26 protein-coding genes and 3 tRNA genes are annotated in these 23,067 nt (G+C 56.0%); 3 read left to right on the top strand and 26 right to left on the bottom strand.

Features of this window, described 5'->3' with window-relative positions:
• Positions 1–36: 36 nt before the first annotated feature.
• From ADJ74_RS06600 to ADJ74_RS06540, 13 genes are all read right to left on the bottom strand, one after another.
• Positions 37–612, bottom strand: a complete 576-nt coding sequence (locus ADJ74_RS06600; RefSeq protein WP_050342871.1) for a GNAT family N-acetyltransferase — start codon at positions 610–612, stop codon at positions 37–39.
• 1 nt (position 613) lies between these two features.
• Positions 614–1,585: a glycosyltransferase gene (locus ADJ74_RS06595; RefSeq protein ID WP_253271679.1), complete on the bottom strand. Its 972-nt coding sequence runs from the start codon at positions 1,583–1,585 to the stop codon at positions 614–616.
• Between the two features lie 2 nt (positions 1,586–1,587).
• Positions 1,588–2,721 (bottom strand): DegT/DnrJ/EryC1/StrS aminotransferase family protein, encoded by a 1,134-nt coding sequence (locus ADJ74_RS06590; protein WP_050342868.1) that lies wholly within the window; start codon positions 2,719–2,721, stop codon positions 1,588–1,590.
• On the bottom strand, positions 2,718–3,122 hold the full coding sequence (locus ADJ74_RS06585) for an FdtA/QdtA family cupin domain-containing protein (RefSeq protein WP_050342867.1): 405 nt from the start codon (positions 3,120–3,122) through the stop codon (positions 2,718–2,720). Before ADJ74_RS06585 ends, ADJ74_RS06590 begins: the two co-directional genes overlap by 4 nt.
• A 71-nt stretch (positions 3,123–3,193) precedes the next feature.
• Positions 3,194–5,134 (bottom strand): glycosyltransferase, encoded by a 1,941-nt coding sequence (locus ADJ74_RS11680; protein ID WP_172664519.1) that lies wholly within the window; start codon positions 5,132–5,134, stop codon positions 3,194–3,196.
• 57 nt (positions 5,135–5,191) lie between these two features.
• On the bottom strand, positions 5,192–5,728 hold the full coding sequence (locus tag ADJ74_RS06575; RefSeq protein ID WP_157040597.1) for an ECF transporter S component: 537 nt from the start codon (positions 5,726–5,728) through the stop codon (positions 5,192–5,194).
• Positions 5,729–5,849: 121 nt separating this feature from the next.
• Entirely contained in the window at positions 5,850–6,533 is a 684-nt protein-coding gene (locus ADJ74_RS06570) for a cytochrome c biogenesis CcdA family protein (protein WP_009443024.1), read from the bottom strand.
• Positions 6,534–6,560: 27 nt separating this feature from the next.
• A complete protein-coding gene (locus ADJ74_RS06565; protein WP_050342864.1) occupies positions 6,561–7,100 on the bottom strand; it encodes a TlpA disulfide reductase family protein in 540 nt (179 codons plus the stop codon).
• A gap of 13 nt (positions 7,101–7,113) precedes the next feature.
• The gene (locus ADJ74_RS06560) at positions 7,114–7,857 is read right to left on the bottom strand and encodes a 16S rRNA (uracil(1498)-N(3))-methyltransferase (RefSeq protein WP_050342863.1); all 744 of its coding nucleotides are present in this window, start codon (positions 7,855–7,857) and stop codon (positions 7,114–7,116) included.
• Positions 7,854–8,807: a 50S ribosomal protein L11 methyltransferase gene (prmA, locus tag ADJ74_RS06555; protein ID WP_050342861.1), complete on the bottom strand. Its 954-nt coding sequence runs from the start codon at positions 8,805–8,807 to the stop codon at positions 7,854–7,856. The genes ADJ74_RS06560 and prmA overlap by 4 nt, the downstream gene beginning before the upstream one ends.
• Positions 8,808–8,998: 191 nt before the next feature.
• A complete protein-coding gene (locus ADJ74_RS06550) occupies positions 8,999–9,379 on the bottom strand; it encodes a desulfoferrodoxin family protein (RefSeq protein ID WP_009443028.1) in 381 nt (126 codons plus the stop codon).
• 143 nt (positions 9,380–9,522) lie between these two features.
• Complete coding sequence (locus ADJ74_RS06545) at positions 9,523–11,109, bottom strand: glycosyltransferase family 39 protein (protein WP_050342858.1); 1,587 nt, start codon at positions 11,107–11,109, stop codon at positions 9,523–9,525.
• 193 nt (positions 11,110–11,302) lie between these two features.
• Positions 11,303–11,674 (bottom strand): PTS glucitol/sorbitol transporter subunit IIA, encoded by a 372-nt coding sequence (locus ADJ74_RS06540; protein WP_050342856.1) that lies wholly within the window; start codon positions 11,672–11,674, stop codon positions 11,303–11,305.
• Positions 11,675–11,949: 275 nt separating this feature from the next.
• Here ADJ74_RS06540 and brnQ point away from each other — a divergent pair, with 275 nt between their 5' ends.
• Positions 11,950–13,338: a branched-chain amino acid transport system II carrier protein gene (gene brnQ / locus ADJ74_RS06535; RefSeq protein WP_009443031.1), complete on the top strand. Its 1,389-nt coding sequence runs from the start codon at positions 11,950–11,952 to the stop codon at positions 13,336–13,338.
• 54 nt (positions 13,339–13,392) lie between these two features.
• On the opposite strand, the gene ADJ74_RS06530 is transcribed toward brnQ, so the two are convergent.
• The 5 genes from ADJ74_RS06530 to codY form a co-directional block, all read right to left on the bottom strand.
• On the bottom strand, positions 13,393–13,998 hold the full coding sequence (locus ADJ74_RS06530) for a DedA family protein (protein WP_050342854.1): 606 nt from the start codon (positions 13,996–13,998) through the stop codon (positions 13,393–13,395).
• An 83-nt stretch (positions 13,999–14,081) separates the two neighbouring features.
• Positions 14,082–14,157 (bottom strand) — tRNA-Phe (locus ADJ74_RS06525).
• Positions 14,158–14,168: 11 nt separating this feature from the next.
• Positions 14,169–14,245 (bottom strand) — tRNA-Asp (locus ADJ74_RS06520).
• A 5-nt stretch (positions 14,246–14,250) separates the two neighbouring features.
• Positions 14,251–14,325, bottom strand: a tRNA-Glu gene (locus ADJ74_RS06515).
• 130 nt (positions 14,326–14,455) lie between these two features.
• Positions 14,456–15,286 carry a GTP-sensing pleiotropic transcriptional regulator CodY gene (gene codY, locus ADJ74_RS06510; protein WP_009443033.1) on the bottom strand — a complete coding sequence of 277 codons (831 nt, stop codon included), beginning with the start codon at positions 15,284–15,286 and terminating at the stop codon, positions 14,456–14,458.
• Between the two features lie 339 nt (positions 15,287–15,625).
• Here codY and rpmB point away from each other — a divergent pair, with 339 nt between their 5' ends.
• Both rpmB and ADJ74_RS06500 read left to right on the top strand, forming a co-directional pair.
• Complete coding sequence (rpmB, locus tag ADJ74_RS06505; protein ID WP_009752959.1) at positions 15,626–15,817, top strand: 50S ribosomal protein L28; 192 nt, start codon at positions 15,626–15,628, stop codon at positions 15,815–15,817.
• 154 nt (positions 15,818–15,971) lie between these two features.
• Entirely contained in the window at positions 15,972–16,520 is a 549-nt protein-coding gene (locus tag ADJ74_RS06500; protein WP_050342851.1) for a carbonic anhydrase, read from the top strand.
• 42 nt (positions 16,521–16,562) lie between these two features.
• Here the strand turns inward: ADJ74_RS06500 and ADJ74_RS06495 are convergent, their stop codons facing one another.
• The 8 genes from ADJ74_RS06495 to ribD form a co-directional block, all read right to left on the bottom strand.
• The gene (locus ADJ74_RS06495; RefSeq protein ID WP_050342846.1) at positions 16,563–17,297 is read right to left on the bottom strand and encodes a M48 family metallopeptidase; all 735 of its coding nucleotides are present in this window, start codon (positions 17,295–17,297) and stop codon (positions 16,563–16,565) included.
• A complete protein-coding gene (gene hslO, locus ADJ74_RS06490; protein WP_050342844.1) occupies positions 17,294–18,199 on the bottom strand; it encodes an Hsp33 family molecular chaperone HslO in 906 nt (301 codons plus the stop codon). Before hslO ends, ADJ74_RS06495 begins: the two co-directional genes overlap by 4 nt.
• Before the next feature lie 6 nt (positions 18,200–18,205).
• Positions 18,206–18,769, bottom strand: coding sequence for a phosphodiesterase (yfcE, locus tag ADJ74_RS06485; protein WP_050342842.1), 564 nt, complete (start codon positions 18,767–18,769; stop codon positions 18,206–18,208).
• Positions 18,770–18,773: 4 nt separating this feature from the next.
• Positions 18,774–19,238, bottom strand: a complete 465-nt coding sequence (gene ribE / locus ADJ74_RS06480; RefSeq protein ID WP_050342840.1) for a 6,7-dimethyl-8-ribityllumazine synthase — start codon at positions 19,236–19,238, stop codon at positions 18,774–18,776.
• Positions 19,239–19,250: 12 nt separating this feature from the next.
• Complete coding sequence (locus ADJ74_RS06475; RefSeq protein WP_050342838.1) at positions 19,251–19,868, bottom strand: DJ-1/PfpI family protein; 618 nt, start codon at positions 19,866–19,868, stop codon at positions 19,251–19,253.
• A 17-nt stretch (positions 19,869–19,885) separates the two neighbouring features.
• Positions 19,886–21,100, bottom strand: coding sequence for a bifunctional 3,4-dihydroxy-2-butanone-4-phosphate synthase/GTP cyclohydrolase II (locus ADJ74_RS06470; RefSeq protein WP_040572398.1), 1,215 nt, complete (start codon positions 21,098–21,100; stop codon positions 19,886–19,888).
• Positions 21,101–21,232: 132 nt separating this feature from the next.
• Complete coding sequence (locus ADJ74_RS06465) at positions 21,233–21,868, bottom strand: riboflavin synthase (protein WP_050342836.1); 636 nt, start codon at positions 21,866–21,868, stop codon at positions 21,233–21,235.
• 9 nt (positions 21,869–21,877) lie between these two features.
• The gene (ribD, locus tag ADJ74_RS06460; protein WP_050342834.1) at positions 21,878–22,981 is read right to left on the bottom strand and encodes a bifunctional diaminohydroxyphosphoribosylaminopyrimidine deaminase/5-amino-6-(5-phosphoribosylamino)uracil reductase RibD; all 1,104 of its coding nucleotides are present in this window, start codon (positions 22,979–22,981) and stop codon (positions 21,878–21,880) included.
• Between the last annotated feature and the right edge of the window lie 86 nt (positions 22,982–23,067).

Raw genomic sequence — 23,067 nt, 5'->3', positions numbered from 1 at the left:
ATAAAAATCAATGAAAACCATGTTTTTCGTGATCTCTTAAGGCCGAAGCCTATCTTGTACCATAGGCTTTACCACACGCCAGTCTTCTCGCCGCCGCAGATATTCGACCTGCTCCATCCCGTTTACGATGCGTTCCTCCGGAAACTGCATTTCCCCCTCATTCTGGTGGAATCCGTATTTCTCATGATAACGGAGTGATGCGGCATTTTCGCGCACAATGTGTGCATAACATACGTCCACACCTAATGTATCGTATACATAGTCAGCAAAAAGAAGTGTCGCCTCGGCAAAATGCGCACTTCCCCGATAGCGGCGGTCACCGACGAGCAGACGTCCCGTGATGCAGCGATGCCGCTCCGCATCATAGGCCGTCCATCCCATGGTCGCAAATGGTGTATCATGCTCTTTGTCAACAACAACGAGCAGCCCCTGCGTGGCGTCATTCACATAGGATTCATACCACGCTCTCTGCTTGTCCATGTCGAGACGAAACGGGTGATTGAGATACCGATGGTTCACGGGATCATTGCGCCATGCAATGATATGTGGAAAGTACTCCGCCGTAACTTCGTTCAAACAGACCATATGTCCGTTCAGATGAATTGCTCGCATTTCACTTCTCATTCGTCAATCTGCCGAACACTACATCCGCGTGCACCAATTTGACCAATTCTGCAGGATCAACATTCTTCCAATATGAGCCGTTGTCCAAAAGATGCTGTGCCTCTGCATAGTAGGCCTCACGCCGCTGCTCATACGACTGGCCTGCATCATGCCCATCTTTTTGCGCGCCAAAAACCATATCCAAAATCTCACGGTGCCGCTCGATGATAATCTCCAACGTCACTTTACTGTCATGCAGCAGGCGCTTCTTCCACACCTCCGATACGCTGTCAGATATTCCGCTGCCATAATGATACCAAATCAGATTCCGATTCCAGAACCCGAGGGGAATGTCATCGGCGATCATGATCGGATAGACAGCGTCCTCCGTATAAACAATACGCCCGCATATCATCTCCGTATAGGCGATGAGAAGATCTCGTTCTCCCATAAAGGCAGCACCGACACCATAGTCCTGATAGACCAGATACGCCTCCTTGACGGCAGAAATATCTTTTTCCAAATAAGGGCGCAGCTGAAATGGCTGCATGCGGTTGACCAGCTGGTATACACCATTCGTCACCACGTAATAGCACGCCCGACCAAATGCAATTTTATACTTCTCGCTCTGCATAAAATTCATCATCTCCGCCAATACGGTATCGGCGTATAGATAATCGCCGGGCGAGATCAGCTTGACATACCGACCACCGGCAGCTTTATATGCGTTCAGCGCATTCCGAACGGTGCCCGTATTCGCTGCACTGCGCACGATGCAGTAATCCTCGACATCATGCTCCGCCATCCACGCCTCGATCTCTTTCTGACGGAAATCCGGCGTACCATCATCCGCAATGATGATCTCACAGGTACAGCCCTTCTGGCGAATAACGGATGTGAGCGTAATAAAGAGCCTATCATAATCCGGGTGATAGGTAAGGACACAGACCGAAACATCATACAGCTGTGTTGAGGAGGGCATGATCATCTATGTCCTTTCTGCATCACACACTGTGGCACGGATGGGCGATAACCATTCACAATATCGATCACATAGGTGATCTCGTCTGTCCGCATGCCGTTAAAGATCGGCAGGCTCAGCACCTCGTTGGCGTACTGCTCCGTGCGCGGAAAACTGCCGCGTGTGTGCCCGAGATATGCATAGCACTCCGCGAGATGCGGGGGAATGGGATAGTGGATCACCGTCTCAATGCCATGTGCGTGGAGATACTCCTTAAAATGGTCACGTGACGACGTGCGAACGACGAACTGATGATAGACATGCTCCGCGCCCTCACGTACCTCTGGGAGATGAATGTGCTCATTCTTGATCCCTACATGATATTTGGCTGCAATTTCCCTGCGCTCCTCGGTCAATGCGGAAAGATGCGTCAGCTTCGTGCGCAGGAGTGCCGCCTGTATCTCATCCAGACGGGAGTTGACGCCGCAGAGCTCATTATGATATTTTTCCTTGCTGCCGTAGTTTCGCAGCATACGGATTTTCTCGGCAAGCACTGCATCGTCTGTCACGACAGCACCCGCATCGCCGAATGCACCGAGGTTCTTCGTCGGGTAGAAGCTGAAACAGCCGACATGACCGAAGCACCCCGTCATCGTATCGCCAAAGTGTGCCCCATGCGACTGGGCACAGTCCTCGATGACAAAGAGATGATGCCGCTCTGCGATCTCCATCACTGCCGGCATAGCAGCAGCCTGTCCATAGAGATGCACGACCATAATCGCTCGCGTGCGCGGAGTAATTGCCGCCTCAATGCAGTCGGGGTCGATGCAGTAGTGCACATCAGGCTCAACAAAGACAGGTGTCGCCCCATTCTCCGTGACGGCAAGCACCGTGGCGATATAGGTGTTTGCCGGGACAATGACCTCGTCCGCCGCACCGATCCCAAGGGCACGCACAGAGAGCGTCAGCGCATCAAGTCCTGAATTCAGTCCGACAGCATGCGCTGCCCCCGTATAGGCGGCGAACTCCGTCTCGAATGCCGAGAGCTCCGGGCCCATGATGTACCACCCAGAGCGAAGGGCACGCAGAGCCGCCGCATCATATTCTGCCGCATGAAGATCATACTGCCGATGCAGAACCGCAAGATCAATCTTCATCCCTTCGCCTCCACCATCCGCAAAAATTCATCATAATCCCGTATATAGTCCGACTCATCATAGACCTCCGAGGCGAGCACCATGAGTACGGCATCCGGAGAAAAATCGTACATCTCGCGCCACATGGCGTGGGAGATATAAAGTCCTTCGTATGGTTTTTCCAGCGGCACGACCTTTTTTTCTCGTCCATTGTCGAGGCGGATCCTGCACGAGCCATGAATACAGATCAAAATCTGTTCCAGTTTCTTATGCGCATGATGCCCGCGCACGACCCCTGCAACCGTATCATACATATAGTAGACGCGTTTGATGCGGAACGGGATATCCGTAAACTCCTCCAGAGCAACGAGCATGCCGCGTTCATCTCCGTGTGGCTGAAACATATATTTTACGATCTGCATCGTACTCTCCTCGACCCATGTGGATTACTTTCATGTATATATTCGAATGCTCCGCCGTTTTGCTAAAGGAATCATCCCCGCACAACAGGCGCATGAACGAGACGCTCTAATTCACCTTCATCGACATCCTGCAGATAGGATCCATGTTCCGCGATATACGCTTCAAAGGCATCGGTGCGATATTTTTTTTGCAGATCGCGCATTGTCTTGCCATTGGCTCCGCTTAGGATTTTCTCCTTTTCTTCGCGTATCTCCGCGTGCAGCTGTTCAATGATAAAGAGGCACACATCCATGTCCTTCCCGAGGCGTTTTCGCCATGCATCTCCCCCCTTTGTAGAGATCCCCGTGCCCACCTCGTACCAGATAAAATTGTGATTCCAAAAGCCGATGGGAATACCATCGGCGAGCATTCTGAGATAGATCGTGTCCTCCCCGTAGATAATATGTCCGACAATCTCGTTCGTATAGGCGGTAATCATCCTGCGCTCCCCCATCAGGAGTGCACCAAGAATGAAATCTCCGTAAATCACACAGGCTTTTTTTACAGCATCATAGTCCTTTGCTTCATAAATTTCAAGGTTCAGCGGACTCATTGTATCGAGCAGCTGATAGGAACTCCCGTCATGATGATAGTAACACGCCCGTCCGAATGCCACAGCATAGTGCTCCTGCTCCATAAAGCGGAGCATTTTCCCAAGGACATCATTGCAATACAGATAATCCCCCGGTGAGATTGCCTTGATATATCTCCCACGTGCAGCAGAGAGCATCTGCATCATATTCCTTACCGTGCCGTGATTCTCTGTACTGTGCAGGATCGTAAAGTCACGGCATCCTTGCTGCCGCAGCCACAGTTCAATCTCTTCCTGAGGAAAATTCGGCGTTCCGTCATCACCGATGATGATCTCAAAGGAACAGTGTACTTGCTGAACGATTGACGTGAGCGTTGCGAAAAGCTTCTCGTAATCCGGCTGATAGCTGAGAACACAGACGGAAATGTCAATCTCCTTTTCACGGGGAAAGATCTGTTCCTTATCGTCGCATCCATACGATACGCGCACGTTCTCATGGGAAGCATAATCCACACAGACGGATGAGATCCCATCCTTTGTCGTAATCAGATCATCGACATAAGAAAAGATCCGACCAAGATGTTCCTCATTCCATGTGTGCGTCAAAATGAGAGGTGCATTTTCCCCCATTGTGTTCATCAACGGCTGAATTTTGGCCGTCACTGCTTCCGCATTTTCCCCTGAAAGGCTAAGGAGGAGTGCCGTCTTATCATTCGCGGTATACGCTGATAGATAGGCGCGAATCACTTTTCGCCAGATTCCCTCCGGGGAATCAACGTCCGGTACAAAATAATAAACGCGATAGCCCTGCTCCTTGAATTCACGGAGAATCTCCACGGTCTCATCGGATATTTCATGCACGGGCGGTTGGAATTTCATAAGAAATGCATCGACATTGTCTGCCAGAATATGTATGTTCTTCCGAATATCCTCCTCCGGCCAATTCCACCATTTGATGCGCTGAAGCTGACGGATCGTATCCACGTCAAAGCGATAGCCTGCAACACGCGCCGGATTCCCTTCAACAACGGCATAGGGCGGCACATCCTCCATCAAAACGGCCCCTGCACGAACAATGGCTCCGTTTCCTACGGTAATACCGCCCCTGAAGATCACATTTGATTCGATACGCACATTATTTCCAATGATGATCTGCCTGCGCTCGGGCACATCTTCCGCCGGGGACGGTGACCAAAAAGAAAAAGGATATGCCGCTGCAGATGCTCTGCTGGCTCTATCCTCCATATCAAAGGTGATATTTCGTCCAAGAGAAGCATACCGTCCAATCAGTATATGTGCGTCATCATTCGTCGATGCAATTGTTCCGCTCAAAAGCTGTGATCGCGACCCTGCCGTCAGTACGACCTGTCCATCGTCCCGCTGAATAGCGCAGGCAGGCGTCGGCAGCTGAGGCATCGGAAGTGAAAGTGTTTCAAGCAAGACATTATCCTCTCTCATAACAGCATAGATACAGCAATTGTTCTTCCCTCCGTGCGTTTACCACCGCGGAACATGTTCCCGCAGGGCAGGCACAAGGAGCAATGCGAGTATACTATTGGCAATGCCCTCGGCGAGAAGCCCGGGCGTCGATGCGAGCGCCGCCGCCATACCGTCATAGAGCACCGCTCCCGCTAGGGTATATCCTGCCGCCATCCAAAGGCTTGCGAGGAGAAAGGCCGCCGCGCACCGCGCGCGTCCCGCCGGAACAGCATTGCTTCGTCCCAAGCGGCAGACGATCTCCGCCATGATGAGCTTGATGAGGATGGTCGGCCCTGCCCACAGTGCAAAGCCGCCGAAAATATCCGCCATCGCCGAGCCAAGGCACGCGGCGAAAAGGACGCTGCGGCGCGGTGCAAGCACGGCGAGCAGGAAGATCACGGCATCGCCGAGATGCGCGTAGCCGAGCGGAATCGGTATATGCGGCACATAGGTCGCCACAAAGACAAGAGCTGTCATCAGCCCCGTAAAGACAATCTCACGCATGGAAAATCCTGCGGTATTTCTTCCATATGTTTTCATACTATCTACCTCCATGAATACACTGTCTATACTATACCATACCACACACTGTCTTAAAGTTCAATGAGAAAACGGTCTCCCCTCATATTGAAGGAAGACCGTTGGTTCAAACAACATGGATAAAATTAGCGATTCCCTAAGACAAAATCCGAACGAGATAGCTTAGTCCATCCGCCCAGAGCAGAATACCGAGGAGGATGAGCACGACACCCGCTGCCTGCTGAATGCGCGGCAGATACTGATAGAAGCCACGCAGCTTCATGATATGGCGCCGCCAAATCACAGCGAGGAGGAAAAACGGCACGGCAAAGCCCATGCTGTAGACGAGGAGCAACAGAGCCCCCGCCCCGACGGTCGCCGCGCTGCCTGCATAGAGCAGAATCGTCGCAAGGACGGGTCCCGTGCACGGTGTCCATCCGAGTGTAAAGCCACACCCGAGGAGGAATGCCCCGCCGACGCCGTCAAAGCCGCGCCGCTGAAAGGGGCGATACTCGCGCAGAAGGAGTGGGATGCGGATCCATCCCGTCATGAAGAGTCCCATGAGTATGACGAGCAGTGCCGCGCCCTGCCGCAAGATCTCCTGATAGGAGAAAAGCCATGCGCCGAGCAGGGATGCCGTCGCCCCAAGCAAGACAAAGACGACGGTAAACCCTGCCAGAAATGCCGCTGTATTGACGTAGAGACGCTGTGCCTCCCGCCCGTCCTGTCGGCTATTCTTCGCCAAAATCAGGGAAAAGGTCGGCAGAAGGGGCAGGACGCAGGGGGAGAGAAAGGAAAGCACGCCCGCGAGGAATGCGCCGCCGAGGAGGGTCAGTTCCATGCGGTGTGCCCTCCAACGACAAAGCTCTCAGTGTTTGTTGATGACATCTTCCAGCTCCGCCTTCGTCACACCACCCGTCTTACGGTAGATCACGGTTCCCTCTGCATTCACGACGACAGTCGTCGGGATGGCACGCACGCCGTAGAGCGTCGACGCCTTCCCCTTTGCATCCAGCACAACGGGCAGCTCCGCCTGCCGCTCCGTCAAAAACTTCTGAACCGCAGGTACCTCCTCCTGCAAGTTGACGGCATAGAAATCCACCGTCTCCCGATGCGTCGCATAGAACGCCGCGAGATCCGGGATCTCCGCCTGACAAGGCGGGCACCACGTCGCCCAGAAATTGATGATGTAGGGCTTGCCCTTCGCCTCGACAGCGACGTCCTCGCCCGTGAGATTCTTCACGGCAAACTTCGGTGCCGCCTCCCCCACGAGCCCGTGTCCTGCATTCTGCGCCTCCTGCGTCTGCGCGCCCGCAGCACGCCCTTCATCGGCCGCACTGCTGCTTCCGCAGCCCGTGAACACACTGAGTGCGACGAATGCCGCCAAACATATTGTATACTTCTTCATTGTTGTTCCTCTATTATGTATCAAGATTTCCAAGTTCATACTGCGTCACGGCGAGTGCTGTGAGCGATGCCGTCTCTGCCCGCAGAATGCGGTGTCCCAGTGAGACGGACTGCCCGCCTGCCGCCGTGACCGCCGCCGCCTCAGCAGAGGAAAAGCCTCCCTCCGCACCGACGATGAGCGTCACGCGCCGCGCCTCTGTGCCGCGCAGTACGGTACGCATTGACTGCCGCTCCTCCTGCTCATAGCAAAAGGCGATCACTGTATCAGCGGCACCGATGTACGCCGGATCCTGCAGCAGCTCCGCGAGTGAGACGATCGGCGCAACGGTCATCAACGACCTGCGTCCGCACTGCTTGGCCGCCTCATCGGCGATCTTTTGCCAGCGTGCCGCCTTTACCGCCGCCTTTTTCGCGTCATAGCGCACAACGACGTGCTCCGTCACGATGGGGCACACGCATACGGCACCCAATTCCGCCGCCTTTTGGACGACAAAGTCCATTTTTTCTCCTTTGAGGAGCGCCTGCACGAGGATGACCTCTCTGCCCTCTGTCTCCGCAGGCAATACGCGCTGCATACGGAGGTGCACGGCATCACGCGTGAGTTCCGTGACCGCCATCTCCGCTGCCTGTCCTGCCGCGTCGACAACCGTGATCACGTCGCCGATTTGGGCGCGCATGACACGGGTGAGATGATGGGCATCGCCCCCCGTAATGGCAATATCCTCTGTTAGCACGCCGGGATAAAATACCTGTCTCATGCCTCTTCGAGATCCGCTGTACGGCGGATGATCATCGCCGCCCACTCCTTTTCACAGGTCATATCGAGCACGGTAAAGCCGTGTTCCTTTGCCGCCTGCTCCACATCGTCGATGCGGTCGTCGATGATGCCCGAGGCGAGCAGGACACCGCCCCGCGCCAGATACTGATCCAGCTGGTCAAACAGGCGGATGATGATATCTGCGATGATGTTCGCCGTGATCAACTCGGCCGGTGCCATTCCACGACATACAGCGAGAAGATCGCTCTGCAGAGCGACGACGTTCGTGACGTGGTTTTGTTTGATGTTTTCCTCGGCGACGGAGACTGCAACGGGATCGTAGTCCATGGCGATCACCTCGCCCGCACCGAGTTTCGACGCCGCAATCGCGAGAATGCCCGAGCCGCATCCCACGTCATAGACGCGCATCCCTGGGCAGACAACGTGCTCAAGCCAGCGCAGACACATCGCTGTCGTCGCATGTGCCCCCGTTCCGAATGCCGCCCCGGGGTCGAGATCGATGACGATCTCATCCCCCAACGGCGTATATTCCTCCCATGTTGGGCGTACAACGATGCGCCGCCCGATCTTCTCAGTGTGGATATACGCCTTCCACGTCTCCGCCCAGTCCTCATCCGCGACAAAGACATGGGAAACTGTCCCTGCTCCGATCGGAGCATCGGCTCGACGCAGCCCTTCAATGCGCTCCGTGAGGGTGAGGAGACTGCTCTCGAGCCGCTCATCCTCAGGCAGATAGGCGCGCACCGTCACAGTTTCCGTGTCCTCGGCACGCGGCAGATCGGTATAGTCCCACAGCCCTGCATCGATGTACGTATTCACGAGAGACGGATCATCGATCTCCGTCCCCGCAGCGCCCAGCTCCATCAGAATATTCCCGATCAGATCTGCGCCCTCATGCGTCGTCACAACACTCACCTGTGCCCAGCGCATACCATCGCCCCCCGTCGCCGTTCTTCTGCATCGCTCATGCGATAATTTTATTATACATGAGTACAGAGAGAATTGCGACTGATTTTTCATTTGCACAATCCAAGGGGCTGTTTATCCGTGCTTCCTAAAACAGCCGCCGCACAAACGTGCAGCGGCTATCCATGTTCAAGAGATCACGGATAAACTAAAGCTCAGATCTCTGCCTGCCAGAGTCCATGGAGATTGCAGTAGGCAAGCACCTTGACCGGCGCATCGCCGTCAGCGAGACGAAACGTAACGGTCGGTGCATCCACTGCCGTGAGATTGACACGCTGCGTGCCGCGCTTCGTGACGAGCATCACCCAGTTGATGAGATGCTCCTCCGTCATCGGATGCGCCACCGAGCCAACGCTGACCGTCACCTCATGCTTCGCCGCATCGTAGGTCGGCACGGGAACATGCTTCTCCTGTGCCGCATCGACCGTGTTCGGCTTCAGCTCCTTCAGCGGCGTATCGCCGCACGCAAGAGAGAGTGCCTCATCGCCGTAGACCTCAACAACATGGGATTTTCCCGCAAGATAAAATACTGACATAAATATCCTCCTAAATAATCAATAATACACAGCAAAGTCCTAAATGTGGAGTATCAGATGCCATAGATATGATCTATTTCATCTTTCACAAATAATAATTCTCCACAAAATAGAATTATCCTTCTTTGGTTCAAAAAAATTTTTTATGGCCCGTCATCGCGGAAGATGCAGAGTCCATCCTTTTCCTCCACGAGCTGCCAGCGCTCCGCGCCGAGTTCCTTGATCTTGCGTTGGTACATAAAGTCACGCATGATGATGTACTTCGGGCGTGGATCGTCCCGTATCGCGGTGAGCTCCTCCGGCTGATTGACATCCGCCTCAAGTCCTGGGATATCCGTATAGAGCATCACGCCGGGGCGCAGCTGCTTATCGATGTAGAGGACGCGCCCCTCCTCCTCGGCGGAGGGATGATACGCTACTGCGTAGTCGCGTGCAACCTGCTTGACGCTAAAAATTCCCTCGACAGCCGGCATCATGACGCCGAAGCCGATGACCATCGTCACCACGGCCATGATGACGTGCAGCCATGCGGCAAGCATGAGGCGATGCGAGGCGGTGATATGGTAGATGATCGCCGCACCGAGGATGAGTGTCAGCGTCCCCAGCCAAAGTCCGCCCTCCGCGAGCTGTGGAAGCCCGTCTCCCGCAAGCAGCCACCCAATCCCCATCACGAGAAAGAGAACGGCACTGCCGCCAGCCCAGCCGAAATGTGTCTGTCGCCAGTCGTCGAGCATCTGCGCGAGGTTCCATCCGATGATGGTCGCAAGCGGCGGAACGAGGAGCAGCATATAGGAGACCTGCTTGGTCTGGGCAAACGAGAAAAAGACAAAGACGAAGATCCACCAGACTTGGAAGAACGCAAGCTGCTCCGCCTCCTCACCGAAGCTGTGACGATAGGCGTTCTTGACCGACTGAATGAGCAGCCCCGTCCACGGGAAAAAGCCGAGCAGTACGACGGGGATATAGAAATACCAGTGGTCGCGCACAGGATGGAGCGGATGCGCAAAGCGGCTGATGTTGTGAAAGCCGATAAAGTCGTGGATGAACGGCATCCCATGTACCGTATACATATAGACGTACCAAGGCATACCGACAAGCGCAGCAAGCAGCACGCCGCGCAGGACATGCATGCGGAGCAAAAGCTCCAGCTGACGCGTAAGCAGCAGGTAGAAGAAGATAATGCCGCCGGGGAAGACAATACCGATCGGCCCCTTCGTCATAACAGCAAGTCCGCAGCAAAGGTACATCAGCCAGTACTGCCGATGAATGAATAGGAAGAGTGCCGCCGTCATGAAGAAGAGCAGCGTCGTATCCGTGACGGACGCCTTTCCCATATACATGAGAAAGACGCTCGTCCCCGTGATCATGCCCGCCCAGAATCCCGTACGCGCACCGAAAATACGCGCCGACGCCAGTGCGGTCAGAAGAACGGAACCAATCGCCATAAACGATGCCGGCAGGCGTGCCGCAAGCTCACTGAATCCGCCGAACAACTTGAGCGACGCCACAACCAGCCAGTAGAAGATGGGCGGCTTGTCGTACCAGAACTCATTGTAGATGCGCGGCGAAAGATAGTCGCCAAAGCGGATCATCTCCTTCGCCGTCTCCGCATAGACCGGCTCATCGGGATCGAGCAAAGCCAATCCGCCGATGCCGTAAAAGATCTGAAACGAGACCACCGCGAGCAGGACAAGATAGACCGGCCACGCAAGATTTTTCTCATCGTTCATGCAGATATGCCCCCATTACATTTCAATCCCCTGCATTGTACCATAGAAAGATATTTTTTTGAAATCATTTGACGTCCCTACACCGGCGATACTCGCAAACCGCACGCAAATCATGTGCACTGTGCGTCGAGCATCTGATGTAGAATGCAAAAAGAAGCCGCCGCATCTGCGGCGACTCCCTTGGACGCATCGGTTAGTGGATTTCGATCGTCACGCCCATCTTGATGTCGTCCTTGACGAGAGGAGCATCGCCCTGCAGCATGATGCAGCCGGGGCGTTCGGGTGTATCGCCGCCCTTGAACGAAAGCGTGCAGTGTCCGAGCTCCCGCAACGTGTGCAGCGCCTCATCACCGATCGCCGTAATCGTGAATGCCTTGTCGCCGATGATCAGCGTATCGCCGACGGCGGGATCCGCGTTGTAGTTCGCAGGCGTGTGCAGCACGGAGAACTCTGCCAGCTCCGCAGGTGCATTATTGTTAAAGATGATGATGAAGTTGGCATTCGGATCATCTAGGAACAGAAGGGATTCCTCACCGATGCTCGTAATTTCGCAATAGAATTTCATACTGCCTACTCCTGCCTTTCACCATACGGGACAGAAACGTCCCCCTTACACCTGTTTTACGTCACAACGTTTCTGGTCGAGACCAATCCTCTCCGTGACAGGACCACAAATCAGATTATCATCGTTATCGGTTGTATCATACTATATATTCGCCGATTAGTAAAGGAACCACGGATAAAATGAAGGGATCAAGAGATAAAATTATTCACGGCATATCCCATGAAATGGCGTCGATGCTTTCTTGACATACCGACCCAATTCTGTAATAATGCAAATTGAACTATTTTATCGAAATTTTTGGATATGATTCGGAGGGATCAATCATAAACAAGTTAAATAAAAAGGATCTTTTGACGCTCGGATTTATGATGTTCTCCATCTACTTCGGCGCGGGAAATCTGATCTTTCCGCCCGCACTGGGACAGGCGGCAGGTGAGCATACCCTGCTTGCGATGATCGGCTTTATGGCGACGGGCGTCGGTCTGCCGCTGCTCGGCATCACGGCGATCGCACTGACAGGCGGGGAATATACGCCGTTGCTGCGCGAAAAGACATGGCCGCGCTTTGCGACGGTGCTGCTCATCCTGCTCTATCTCATCATCGGCCCGCTCTTTGCGATGCCGCGCACGGGCGCAGTCTCGTTTGAGATCGGTATCCGCCCGTTCCTCACGGAGGAGAACTTTGCACTAGGGCAGCTGATCTACACGGCGATTTTCTTTGCTGCGTCCTACTATCTCTCGTTGAACCCGAACAAGATCATCGACCGCGTGGGCAAGATGCTGACCCCTGCCCTACTCGTTGTTCTCTTTATCCTCTTTGCTCAGGCGTTCCACGCGCCACTGGGGAACATCCTTGCGCCGACAGGCGCCTACCTAGAGGCGCCATTCGCACAGGGATTTCAGGACGGCTATCAGACAATGGATCTACTTGCCTCGATCGCCATCGGTGCACTCGTGACGAATGCGATTCAGATGCGCGGGATCACAGATCGCCATGCCATCGGCTCGGCCTGTCTGATCTCGGGACTGATCACGGTGACGCTCATGACGGCGGTCTATGGATCGCTCGCCTACATCGGTGCGACAAGTGCCTCGGTACTGGGGCAGTCAGAGAACGGCGGGCAGATCCTCGCGGGTGCCGTCGGGATTTTCTTCGGCGCATCGGGCAATCTGCTGCTCGCCGTCATCATCGGGCTGGCGTGTCTGACAACGTGCTGCGGCATCACGTCGAGTGCTGCCCTGTTCTTCAACAAGCTGCTGAAGGGCCGCATTTCGTACGAACGGCTCCTTCTGATCTCCATTCTGTTCAGCTTTGCCGCCTCGAACATCGGGCTGACCCAGATCATTACGCTTGCCGTGCCCTTCCTCGTCACGATTTACCCGCTCGTCATCGTCTTTGTGATTCTCTCGCTCTTTGATTATTTCATCGGCTGGCGCAAGAGCATCTATCAGGGAGCGATCTCCCTCACGCTCGTGTTCTCGCTGATCGATGGGCTGCATGCCGCGGGGCTGTGCCCGCCGGCACTGCATGAGTTGCTGCGTCAAACCATTCCCCTCTATGGGATCATGATGGGGTGGGTCTGTCCCGCCGCCATCGGTGCACTCATTGGACTCTGCGTCTCGCTCTTTCAGACAGCGCCGGCGCCCAAGGAAGCAGATACATAGACATAAAGGAGGGCTTGTTGTACGAAATTTGCAGTTTCGTGCAACAAGCCATTTTTATTTTCTATTCTTCTTTCTCCGCCAGCGCAGGTAGAGGACGACAATCACAATGACGGCGACAACGACGAAGATCATGCTCGCCTCGTGTCCGTATTCCATGAGGTCGGTCCAGCTCTCACCGAGCACCATGCCGGCGTAGAGGATCGCCGCCGTCCACGGGAGCGCGCCCGCAATAGTATAGAGGAAGAAGCGCTTCGGGTCGACGCGGGCGAATCCTGCCGGCAGCGAGATAAAGGTGCGCACGACGGGCAGCATGCGGCTAAAGAACACCGCCTTGAGTCCATAGCGGTCGAACCAGTCCTGTGCGATGTTCACGTGTGACTTCTTGATAAGGAAATATTTTCCATACTTGTCCACGAAGGGACGTCCGCCGCGCGCACCGACCTCATAGGCAAAGAGCGAACCGAGGAGCCCGCCGACCATGCCCGCAAGGAGTGCGCCCTCGAACGACATGTGCCCCGCAAAGATGAGATAGCCGGCAAAGCCAAGAATCAGCTCACTGGGAATGGGAATGCACGCGTTCTCCGCCGCCATAAGAACAGCGACAGCAACATAGCCCCACGAGGCAATGAATGAAAGAAATATCTGCGTAAAATGCTCCACGGGTATGCGCTCCTTCAAGACAGAGAACGTCCAACAAAAAATCCCCAGTGCGTACACGATGCACCGGAGACTCAGCTACAAGGTGGTGCCTCAGAGCGGAATCGAACCACTGACACGGGGATTTTCAGTCCCCTGCTCTACCAACTGAGCTACCGAGGCAAAAGGAAAAATGGCGACCCGAAGGGGACTTGAACCCCTGACCTCCGCCGTGACAGGGCGGCATTCTAACCAACTAAACTACCGGGCCGTTCCTGGTGACGCGTACGGGATTCGAACCCGTGAAGCCGCCGTGAAAGGGCGGTGTCTTAACCACTTGACCAACGCGCCGTATCCGCGCTGTGCGGCGGATGATCCTTGCAGACCATCCGCCGCACATTCACGAACGCCATTATATGGGATTTTACCCCACTTGTCAACAAATTTTATTTACAATCTACATACAATATAAAATCCGATCTCAGAGCGTCATCCCGCTGCCAAGATTCGCCCACTGAACATCAGCGGCGTACTCTTCGAGTTCCGGCAGTTTCTCCATGAGGTACGAGTTCGTGACACGCACAAAGGTGCCCTTCATGCCGAGTGACTTCGACTCGATGACACCGGCGGACTCGAACTTGCGGAGTGCATTGACGATGACTGAGCGCGTGATCTTTGCCTCGTCGGCGATCCGCGATGCGATGAGCCTGCCCTCGAACTTCCCTTGGCTCGCGAGCTCCTGCAGAATCGCATGTGCCGCCTTGCGCTCAGAGTACGAGAGTGTCTCCACCGCAATCCGTACCGCCTCGCGCTGACGTGCTTCGATCTCGTTCTTCTGTGCCGTGTCGCGCAGCATCTCCATGCCGACGACGGTCGCACCGTACTCGCTGAGCAGGAGATCAGGGTCGCCGAACTCCTTCTTGGCATTCGACACAACGAGCGTCCCGAGACGACGGCGCGGTCCATAGATCGGTGTAACGACAATGTTCTGTTCATGGAACAGCTCTGCCATCTCTTTCTCGAAGGACGCGCCATCCGTTCCCACACGGATGTTGGAACGCGTCTCCTCAAGTCGGTTGAGCCAGTCCACGAACTTGCGCGGGAACTGTCCCAGCTCAATCGCCTCATTCGTCATGAGGTCGTCATTATCATCATAGAACGCATAGCCGCAGATGCGGCCTCCTTCGTCGGTGATATAAACGTTTGCCTCAAGGACGTTACTCAGTACACGTGAAATCCCGTCATACTCAACGCTTTCCGAACGTTGGAGCAGACGATTGATTTGCCGCGTCTTTCCCAGCAATGTAATCATCTGTATCCCCCTCTTTCCCGAGCTGCACCCTTACAACTCTGCGAAACGATAACCACACCCCGCAAGATACATTTTTCCTTCATATTTATCATACTACATTTTTGTAAAATTTCAAGAAATACTTGAATGTTTTCCCTCTTCCATTGATAAAATTATTCTATCTCTTTATAGTTCAGTGTGATAATTTCGAAAAATCTGTCTTATTTGGAGTGGAGTTCATTCGATCAAGAATCTCTTAGAATTTTTTCTATGACACCTTGCTTAACGGAGAGAATCATAGTATAATGACACGGTGTTTGCGTGTGGCTTGAGTGAAGCCCACGTTGAGGAGGTGTAACAATGGCAAGTGTATGCGAGGTCTGCGGCAAAGGGATGATGAGCGGCAACAATGTGAGCCACTCCCATGTAAAGACGAAGCGTAAGTGGAAGCCGAACATTCAGCGCGTCCGCGCCCTGGTCAAGGGTGAGGTCAAGCGTGTCAATGTATGCACGCGCTGCCTGCGTTCCGGCAGCGTCGAGCGTGCCGTTTGAGCGAATACGCGCATAGAAAAATCCGTCTGTTTAAGAAATCGCTGATAAGATGAGGTATGCCGGTTTGGCGTGCAAAGTTTATCCGTGTTTTCTTAATTCGGGCGGTTTTTTTATAAGAAATTGCAGCGATATCGGAGAGAGAAGGGGTTCGCCAATGGGAACAAATGTCACAGAGATCCGTGCAGCAAATGAGCGCTACGTCGCCACATTCGGCGACAAAGGAGGGCTATCACACGATCCAACGCGGCGGTTTGCCGTCGTCACGTGCATGGACTGCCGTCTCGACCCGGCAAAATTTGCGGGGATCGCGGAGGGCGATGCGCACGTGATCCGCAACGCGGGTGGACGCGTATCGGACGATGTGATCCGCTCGCTGCTGATCTCCTACAAGATGCTCGGCACGAACGAGTGGTTCGTAATCCAACACACGCACTGCGGGATGCAGGGCCTCACCAACGAGGCGGTATGCGCGCGCTTTGAGGAGGATGCTGCCGCGCACGGCGGCGATGCCGTCGAGGCACACTACATTGACTTTATGCCGATTGCAGGAGAGCTCGAGGAGAATCTCGCCCGCGATGTGCGCCGTCTGCGCACGCATCCGCTCGTTCCCTCCTTCATTACGATTCACGGCTGTATCTACGATGTGCACACGGGACGCCTGATCGTCTCGGAGGAAGCGGAGAAGATCGGCGCGGCAAAATAAGATAAAGCAGCACAATAAAAAATGCTCCGAATGGAGCGTTTTTTATTGCATCTCACTGTTTTCCCGAGCCCAAGTATTTAGTACCTTCTTTACTTCACGCCAGTCGGGGAAATAGCGATCCATGCGGGCGTAGAACTGCGCGTTGTGCCCACGCACCCATAGGTGCGTGAGTTCGTGCATCATGACATAGCGCAGAGCACGCACGTCATACTGTACCAGCTGCAGATTGAGCGTGATGTAAGCCGTCCGCACATTGCAGCTGCCCCAGCGTGTCTTCATCGCGCGGATGCGCCAACGTTCGGCATGTTTTCCGACAATTGCCTCACAGTGCGGTGCTTCCCGTTCAATCGCCGCTGTGAGTTCACGACGGCAGAGTGCATCGACTGCCGCACGGCGCATTCGTGCATCTGCATCCACGGGCGCGTGGAGCACAATCATCCCGCCGACCCATTCGGCGTACGCCTTCCCGTACACCAGCGGAGCATCGGCAATATGACAAGCTTTCCCCCAGAGATGCACAATATCCCCCGCCGCATAAAGCGACGGGGGCTTTTTTGCACGCATAGAACGCAGGCGCGCCTCAATCCACGCACGCCTGTGCCTGACGAAGTCCTCCATATCGCACAGCAATGTGCGGCGCGGCACACTGAGTTCGATGCGGCTGCCATCCGCACTGACGCGGAGGTAGAGGTTCTTGATGTTCTTGTAGCGGATGACGGCAGGAATCCCCGCCAGTGTCCGCTCCACCTCGCGCAGGATGCGCCCGTGCCCCTTCATTTTTCATGTCCTGTACGCATCGCACGCATCTTCTGCGCGACGTTATACATGGCGTCGAGTTCTTCCTGATCGAAGGTATAGACTGCACCGCAGAAGTGGCATTTCACCTCTGCCGTCCCATCGTCGCGGAGTGCGCGCAGATCTGCCTCACCAAGGGTCAGCAGACGGTCGGTGATGTAGTTCTTCGAACAGTTGCAGCGAAAGGCAAGATCGGTATGGGAAAGGATCTTTACATCGTCAAACCCGCCGAGGACGCTGCGGATGATGCCCTCCGCATCCAGGCCGCCCTCCACCATGTGAGAGACAGAGGAAATCCCCTTCAGGTTCGCCTCAAGGCGGTCAATCACTGCATCCGATGCGCCCGGCAGAGGCTGGACGAAGAAGCCGCCCGCGCCGAGGCACTGCAGCTCGGGACTGACGAGGACACCGAGCCCGATCGAGGACGGTGTCTGCTCCGAGGTGTAGAGGTAGTGGATGAGATCGTCGGCGATCTCTCCGCTGACGATATTGACGCTGCCCGTCACGGGCTCTTTCAGCCCCGTGAAGCGGGTGACGGAGAGGATGCCCTGCCCAATGCCGCCGCCGACATCGATCTTGCCGTGCGCATTCAGCGGCAGATACACATGCGGATGATCGACACAGCCGCGCACCGAGCCATCCGCCGTCGCATCCGCCGTCACCGTGCCGAGAGGTCCGTCTCCCTTGAATTTGATCGTAACGGATTCCTTGTTCTTGAGATTTGCGGCAAAGAGGAGCGCGCCCGTCATCGTGCGTCCGAGTGCCGCTGCCGCAACGGGCCAACAGTCATGCCGCCGCATTGCCTCGGCGACCACATCCGTCGTCACCGTCGCAAATACGCGCAGCTGTCCGTTTGCCGCCGTTGCTTTTACCAGTTGATCCATATCGTCTTACCAGTCGAGCGCGTGCTCATGCAGAACATCGCCCGTATCAATATCAAAAATCCGAATCGTGCCGTCCTCGAGGACAGCGACGGTATTGCGCCCGTCGGGGCGCTTCGAGAGCGCCGCCGAACCGGGGTTGAGAAACACCGTATTGCCGCGCTTTTCGAGGACGGTGACGTGCACATGCCCGCTGATAAAGAGATCAGCGCGCAGATGCTGCGCCATTTCATCTTTCTCCGCATCCGTCATAACGGCATCGCCGTGCGTGACGATGATGCGCCGCCCCTCCCACACGACGTAGGCGTAGGGAGACAGAACGGGAAGTGTGAGACAGCTCGCATCCACATCCGAGTCACAGTTTCCCTTGGCAATGATGACGGGGATCTCCGAGGCGTTGATGCGCTCGATCAGTCTCATCGGGTTGTAGTCCGCCTTCATCGGGTTGCGCGGGCCATGATAGGCAACGTCTCCCGCATGGAGGATGAGGTCTGCTCCCGTGAAAAATTTCTCGCACGCGCGCGTCCATGCGCCCTCATGTCCGTGCGTATCACTGATGATGCCAATCTTCATCGCATCACAGCTTTCCGAGGAGACTTGCCATCTCCATCGCCGCCATCGCGGCATCGGCGCCCTTGTTGCCTGCCTTCGTGCCCGCGCGCTCAATCGCCTGCTCGATGTTCTCCGTCGTCACGACGCCGAAGATCGTCGGCACGCCCGTCTGGAGGCCGACCTGTGCGACGCCCTTCGATACCTCGCTGCAGACGTAGTCGTAGTGCGTCGTCGAGCCGCGAATGACCGCCCCGAGGCAGAGCACCGCATCGTACTTTCCGCTCGCCGCCATCTTCTTCGCCGCAAGAGGGATCTCGAACGCACCCGGCACCCACGCCACGTCAATGTCGCCATCCGCCGTTTCGTGACGATGCAGCGTATCGAGTGCACCGCCAACCAGCTTACTCACAATAAACTCGTTGAAACGCGCGGCAACAATGCCGAATTTCAGCCCCTTGCCGCTGATGTAGCCTTCGATGATGTTCGCCATGTCAGTTTCTCCTTACTCCTCCATCATCTTCACAAATTGATTGTGTGATGATGCATTATAATACCCCAATTTATGCAGGCTGTACCAATCCTCGATCAGAGTTTCCTCCGCAGCATGGAGCGCAGTCAGAACTTCTCTGGCAAATTCCAGAGGTGCAGCCCCGTTTGCCGTAATGATATTCTTATCGCAGATGGCTTGTCGCGCCTGAAAGTTCTCCGCTCCCTTGTACTTCGTCCCCTGCCATTCCTCCAGTGCAGACAAACGATTGCCCGTATGTTTGACCGAATCGAGCACACCGATGGATGCTAAAAACGCCGCCGCATCGCAAATCCCGCCAAGTATCTTGCCGCTTTTCACACAATGCTCGACCAATGGGATCATCTTCTGTGTACGCTCTTCGCGCCACCTCATACCGCCGATGAGGAGCAGAGCATCGTAATTCTTCGGTGCAGAATCCACTGTATAATCCGCCGCCGCATGAATACCGCCAATGGAGGTTATAGGCTCTTTCGAAAGGGAGACTGTCTTGACCGCAAATTTTCCCTGACCAAGCATGTGAACTGCTGTCGACACGTACGCAGCTTCCCAGTCTGCATACTGTTCAAGAAGTGCCAGTAAAACCGTCTTCATCTCTCACGCCCTCGCACTCATTTCCCCAATTCCTCATCGCTGAGGATATGTCCCATCTTTTCCTTCTTCGTCTCCATGTAACGACGGTCATGCTCATTCGGATGGATGACGAGCGGTACGCGCTCGACGATCGTCAGCCCATAGCCCTCAAGCCCCGCACGCTTTGCAGGATTGTTCGTCAAGAGACGGATGGTCGAAAGCCCGAGATCGGCAAGGATCTGTGCGCCGATGCCGTAGTCGCGGAGATCCGGCGCAAAGCCGAGCTCGACGTTCGCCTCGACGGTATCGCGCCCCTGATCCTGCAGTGCGTAAGCGCGCATCTTGTTCGCAAGCCCGATGCCGCGTCCCTCCTGCCGCACATAGAGGACGACGCCCTCGCCCTCCGCCTCGATGCGGCGCAGTGCCGTTGCGAGCTGATCGCCGCAGTCACAGCGCATCGAGCCGAGCGCATCTCCCGTCAGGCACTCCGAGTGTACGCGCACGAGAACATTTTCCTTGCCGCGCACATCCCCCTTGACGACGGCGAGGTCACAGCGTTTGTTGAGCGTGTTCTCGTAGGCGATCAGTTTGAAATGCCCATACTTGCTCGGGAAGTCCACCTCCGAAATCCGATGGACAAAGTTCTCCGTATGCTTGCGGTACTCGATGAGATCCTTGATAGTGATGATGTTCAGCCCATGCTGTTTCGCAAACGCCTTCAGCTCGGGCGTGCGCATCATGTGGCCGTCATCCGCCATGATCTCACAGCAGAGCCCCGCGGGGAACAGTCCTGCCATCCGCGCAAGGTCGGTCGTCGCCTCGGTGTGTCCCGCACGGCGCAGGACGCCGCCCTCGACCGTACGCAGAGGGAAGACGTGCCCCGGGCGGCGGAAATTCGCGGGCTTTGCCGCAGGATCGAGCAGCATCTTGACCGTGTGGCACCGCTCGTACGCAGAGATGCCCGTCGTCGTGTCGTACGCATCGACACTGACGGTGAAGGCAGTCTCGTGGTTGTCCGTGTTGTTCTCCACCATCTGACCGATCTCAAGCTCGTCGAGACGGCTGCCGATGATCGGCGTACAGATCAGCCCGCGTGCATGCGTCGCCATGAAGTTCATGTGCTCCGGCGTCATCTTCTCTGCCGCAACGATGAGGTCGCCCTCGTTCTCCCTGTCCTCATCGTCCACGACGACGAGCATCTTTCCATTTTTGATATCCTCAATCGCCTGTTCAATCGTTGCAAAATCTGACATGCTATTTCTCCTAAAAACTTGATCCATTATAAAACAAGCGGCTCTACCCCACTGTGGTGTAATGTCCCTAAGCGAAACGAGGCGTTCGCGTGGGACGTGCACCACAGGGAGGAACCTATCACACGGCATTGTCTAAAACCCATGCTGCATCAGATATTCCCGCGTCAGCCCCGTCTTCCCCGCAGCAGGACTTCCACCCCCGAGCAGCTTCAGCGCATATTTCCCGAGGATGTCCGTCTCGATATTGAGCAGACTGCCGATGCGCTTCGCGCCGAGATTCGTCACCGTGCGCGTGTGCGGGATGAGGCTGACGGTAAAGTCCGCCGCGCCGACTGCCGCCACGGTGAGGCTGATGCCGTCGAGGGCAACCGAGCCCTTCTCGACAATCCCGCGCAGAATGTCTGCATCGGCGGCGACCGTCATGAGAATTGCATTTTCCTCCTCGCGCATGGCTCGTATCTTCCCCACGCCGTCGATGTGCCCGCTGACGAAATGTCCGCCCATGCGCGTCGTCGGCAGCAGTGCCCGCTCCAGATTGAGCGGTGCGCCGCGTGTCAGCTCCGCGAGCGAGGTGCGCCGCACTGTCTCGGGCATCACGTCGGCAGAAAAGCCCTGTGCATCGAATGAGGTAACCGTGAGGCAGATGCCGTTCACGGCGATGCTGTCGCCGATGTGCGCATCCGACTGGACGAGATGTGCACCGATCGAGAGCACGCCGCCCGAGAGGCGGGCAAATGTACCGACCTCCTCGATGATTCCTGTAAACATATCCTCACCTCACTCCGCTGGTGTGTGCAGGCTGCCCGTCACGAGGAGATCCGCGCCGACCTGTTCAACGTGCATATCATGGAGGTGCAGCGCCTCCTGCGGCGCGTCAAAGCCCACACCGCCGACGGGTGTCGGTGCCTCCCCGCCGCCCATCAGCATAGGGGCGATAAAGGCGCAGATCCGATCCACATAGCCGCCCGCAAGAAATGACCAATTCACCGCAGCGCCGCCCTCGACGAGGAGGGACGTGCAGTCATGCGCGCCGAGCCAGTCGAGCACGCGCGGGAGCTCCACGCGCTCCGCCCCGAGTGTCACCACCTCTGCGCCGCATGCGCGGAGGCGATCCACACGCCGCTGGTCGGCACGCTCACTCACGGCGATCACCGTCGGAGCCGCTCCGTCCGTCACCAGTCTCGCATCATGCGGCGTGCGCGCCGCCGAATCCAGTACGACGCGCAGCGGATTCTTCCCTGCACGATGCGGCAGTCGCGTTGTCAGGCTCGGGTCATCCGCGAGCACAGTGCCGATGCCGACGAGAATCGCGTCGCTCGCATCGCGCATCTCATGCACGCGCAGACGTGCCTCCTCGCCCGTAATCCAGCGCGACGCCCCCGTATGACTTGCGATCTTCCCGTCGAGCGTCATCGCCGTCTTGAGCGTGACGAGGGGGCGCTTCGTTGTCACCCACGTGAGAAACGCAGCATTCTGCCGCCGCGCTTCCGCCGCGCAGACGCCCGTCACGACCTCGATGCCCGCCGCCTCAAGCATCGCGATTCCGCGCCCTGCGACAAGCGGATTCGGGTCACGGAGCGCCACCACGACGCGCGTGATCCCCGCGGCGATCACCGCCTTGGCACAGGGGCCCGTCCGCCCCTGATGCGCACACGGCTCGAGCGTCACATAGAGCGTCGCACCGCGTGCCAACTCCCCCGCCATGCGGAGCGCGTGAACCTCCGCGTGCGGCTCGCCCGCCGCACGGTGCCAGCCGCTCGCAGCGACGATCCCGTCGCGTACGATGAGTGCTCCCACGAGCGGATTCGGCGACGTGCGCCCGCGCGCAAACTCCGCCAGATGCAGAGCCTCGCGCATATAGGATTCGTCCGTTTCGTTCATAGTAATCCCATTCTGTTCTTTACCTTCTTGAGGAGTTTATCTTGTGCTCCAGAAGTGAACCCTAGTGAAACAATCGGGAAAATACT

Source organism: Selenomonas sp. oral taxon 478, assembly GCF_001189555.1.
In the GTDB taxonomy this organism is placed as follows: Bacteria; Bacillota; Negativicutes; order Selenomonadales; family Selenomonadaceae; genus Centipeda; species Centipeda felix.
The sequence above is the reverse complement of the archived record's forward strand: the minus strand, read 5'-3'. Positions and strand labels throughout refer to the sequence as shown.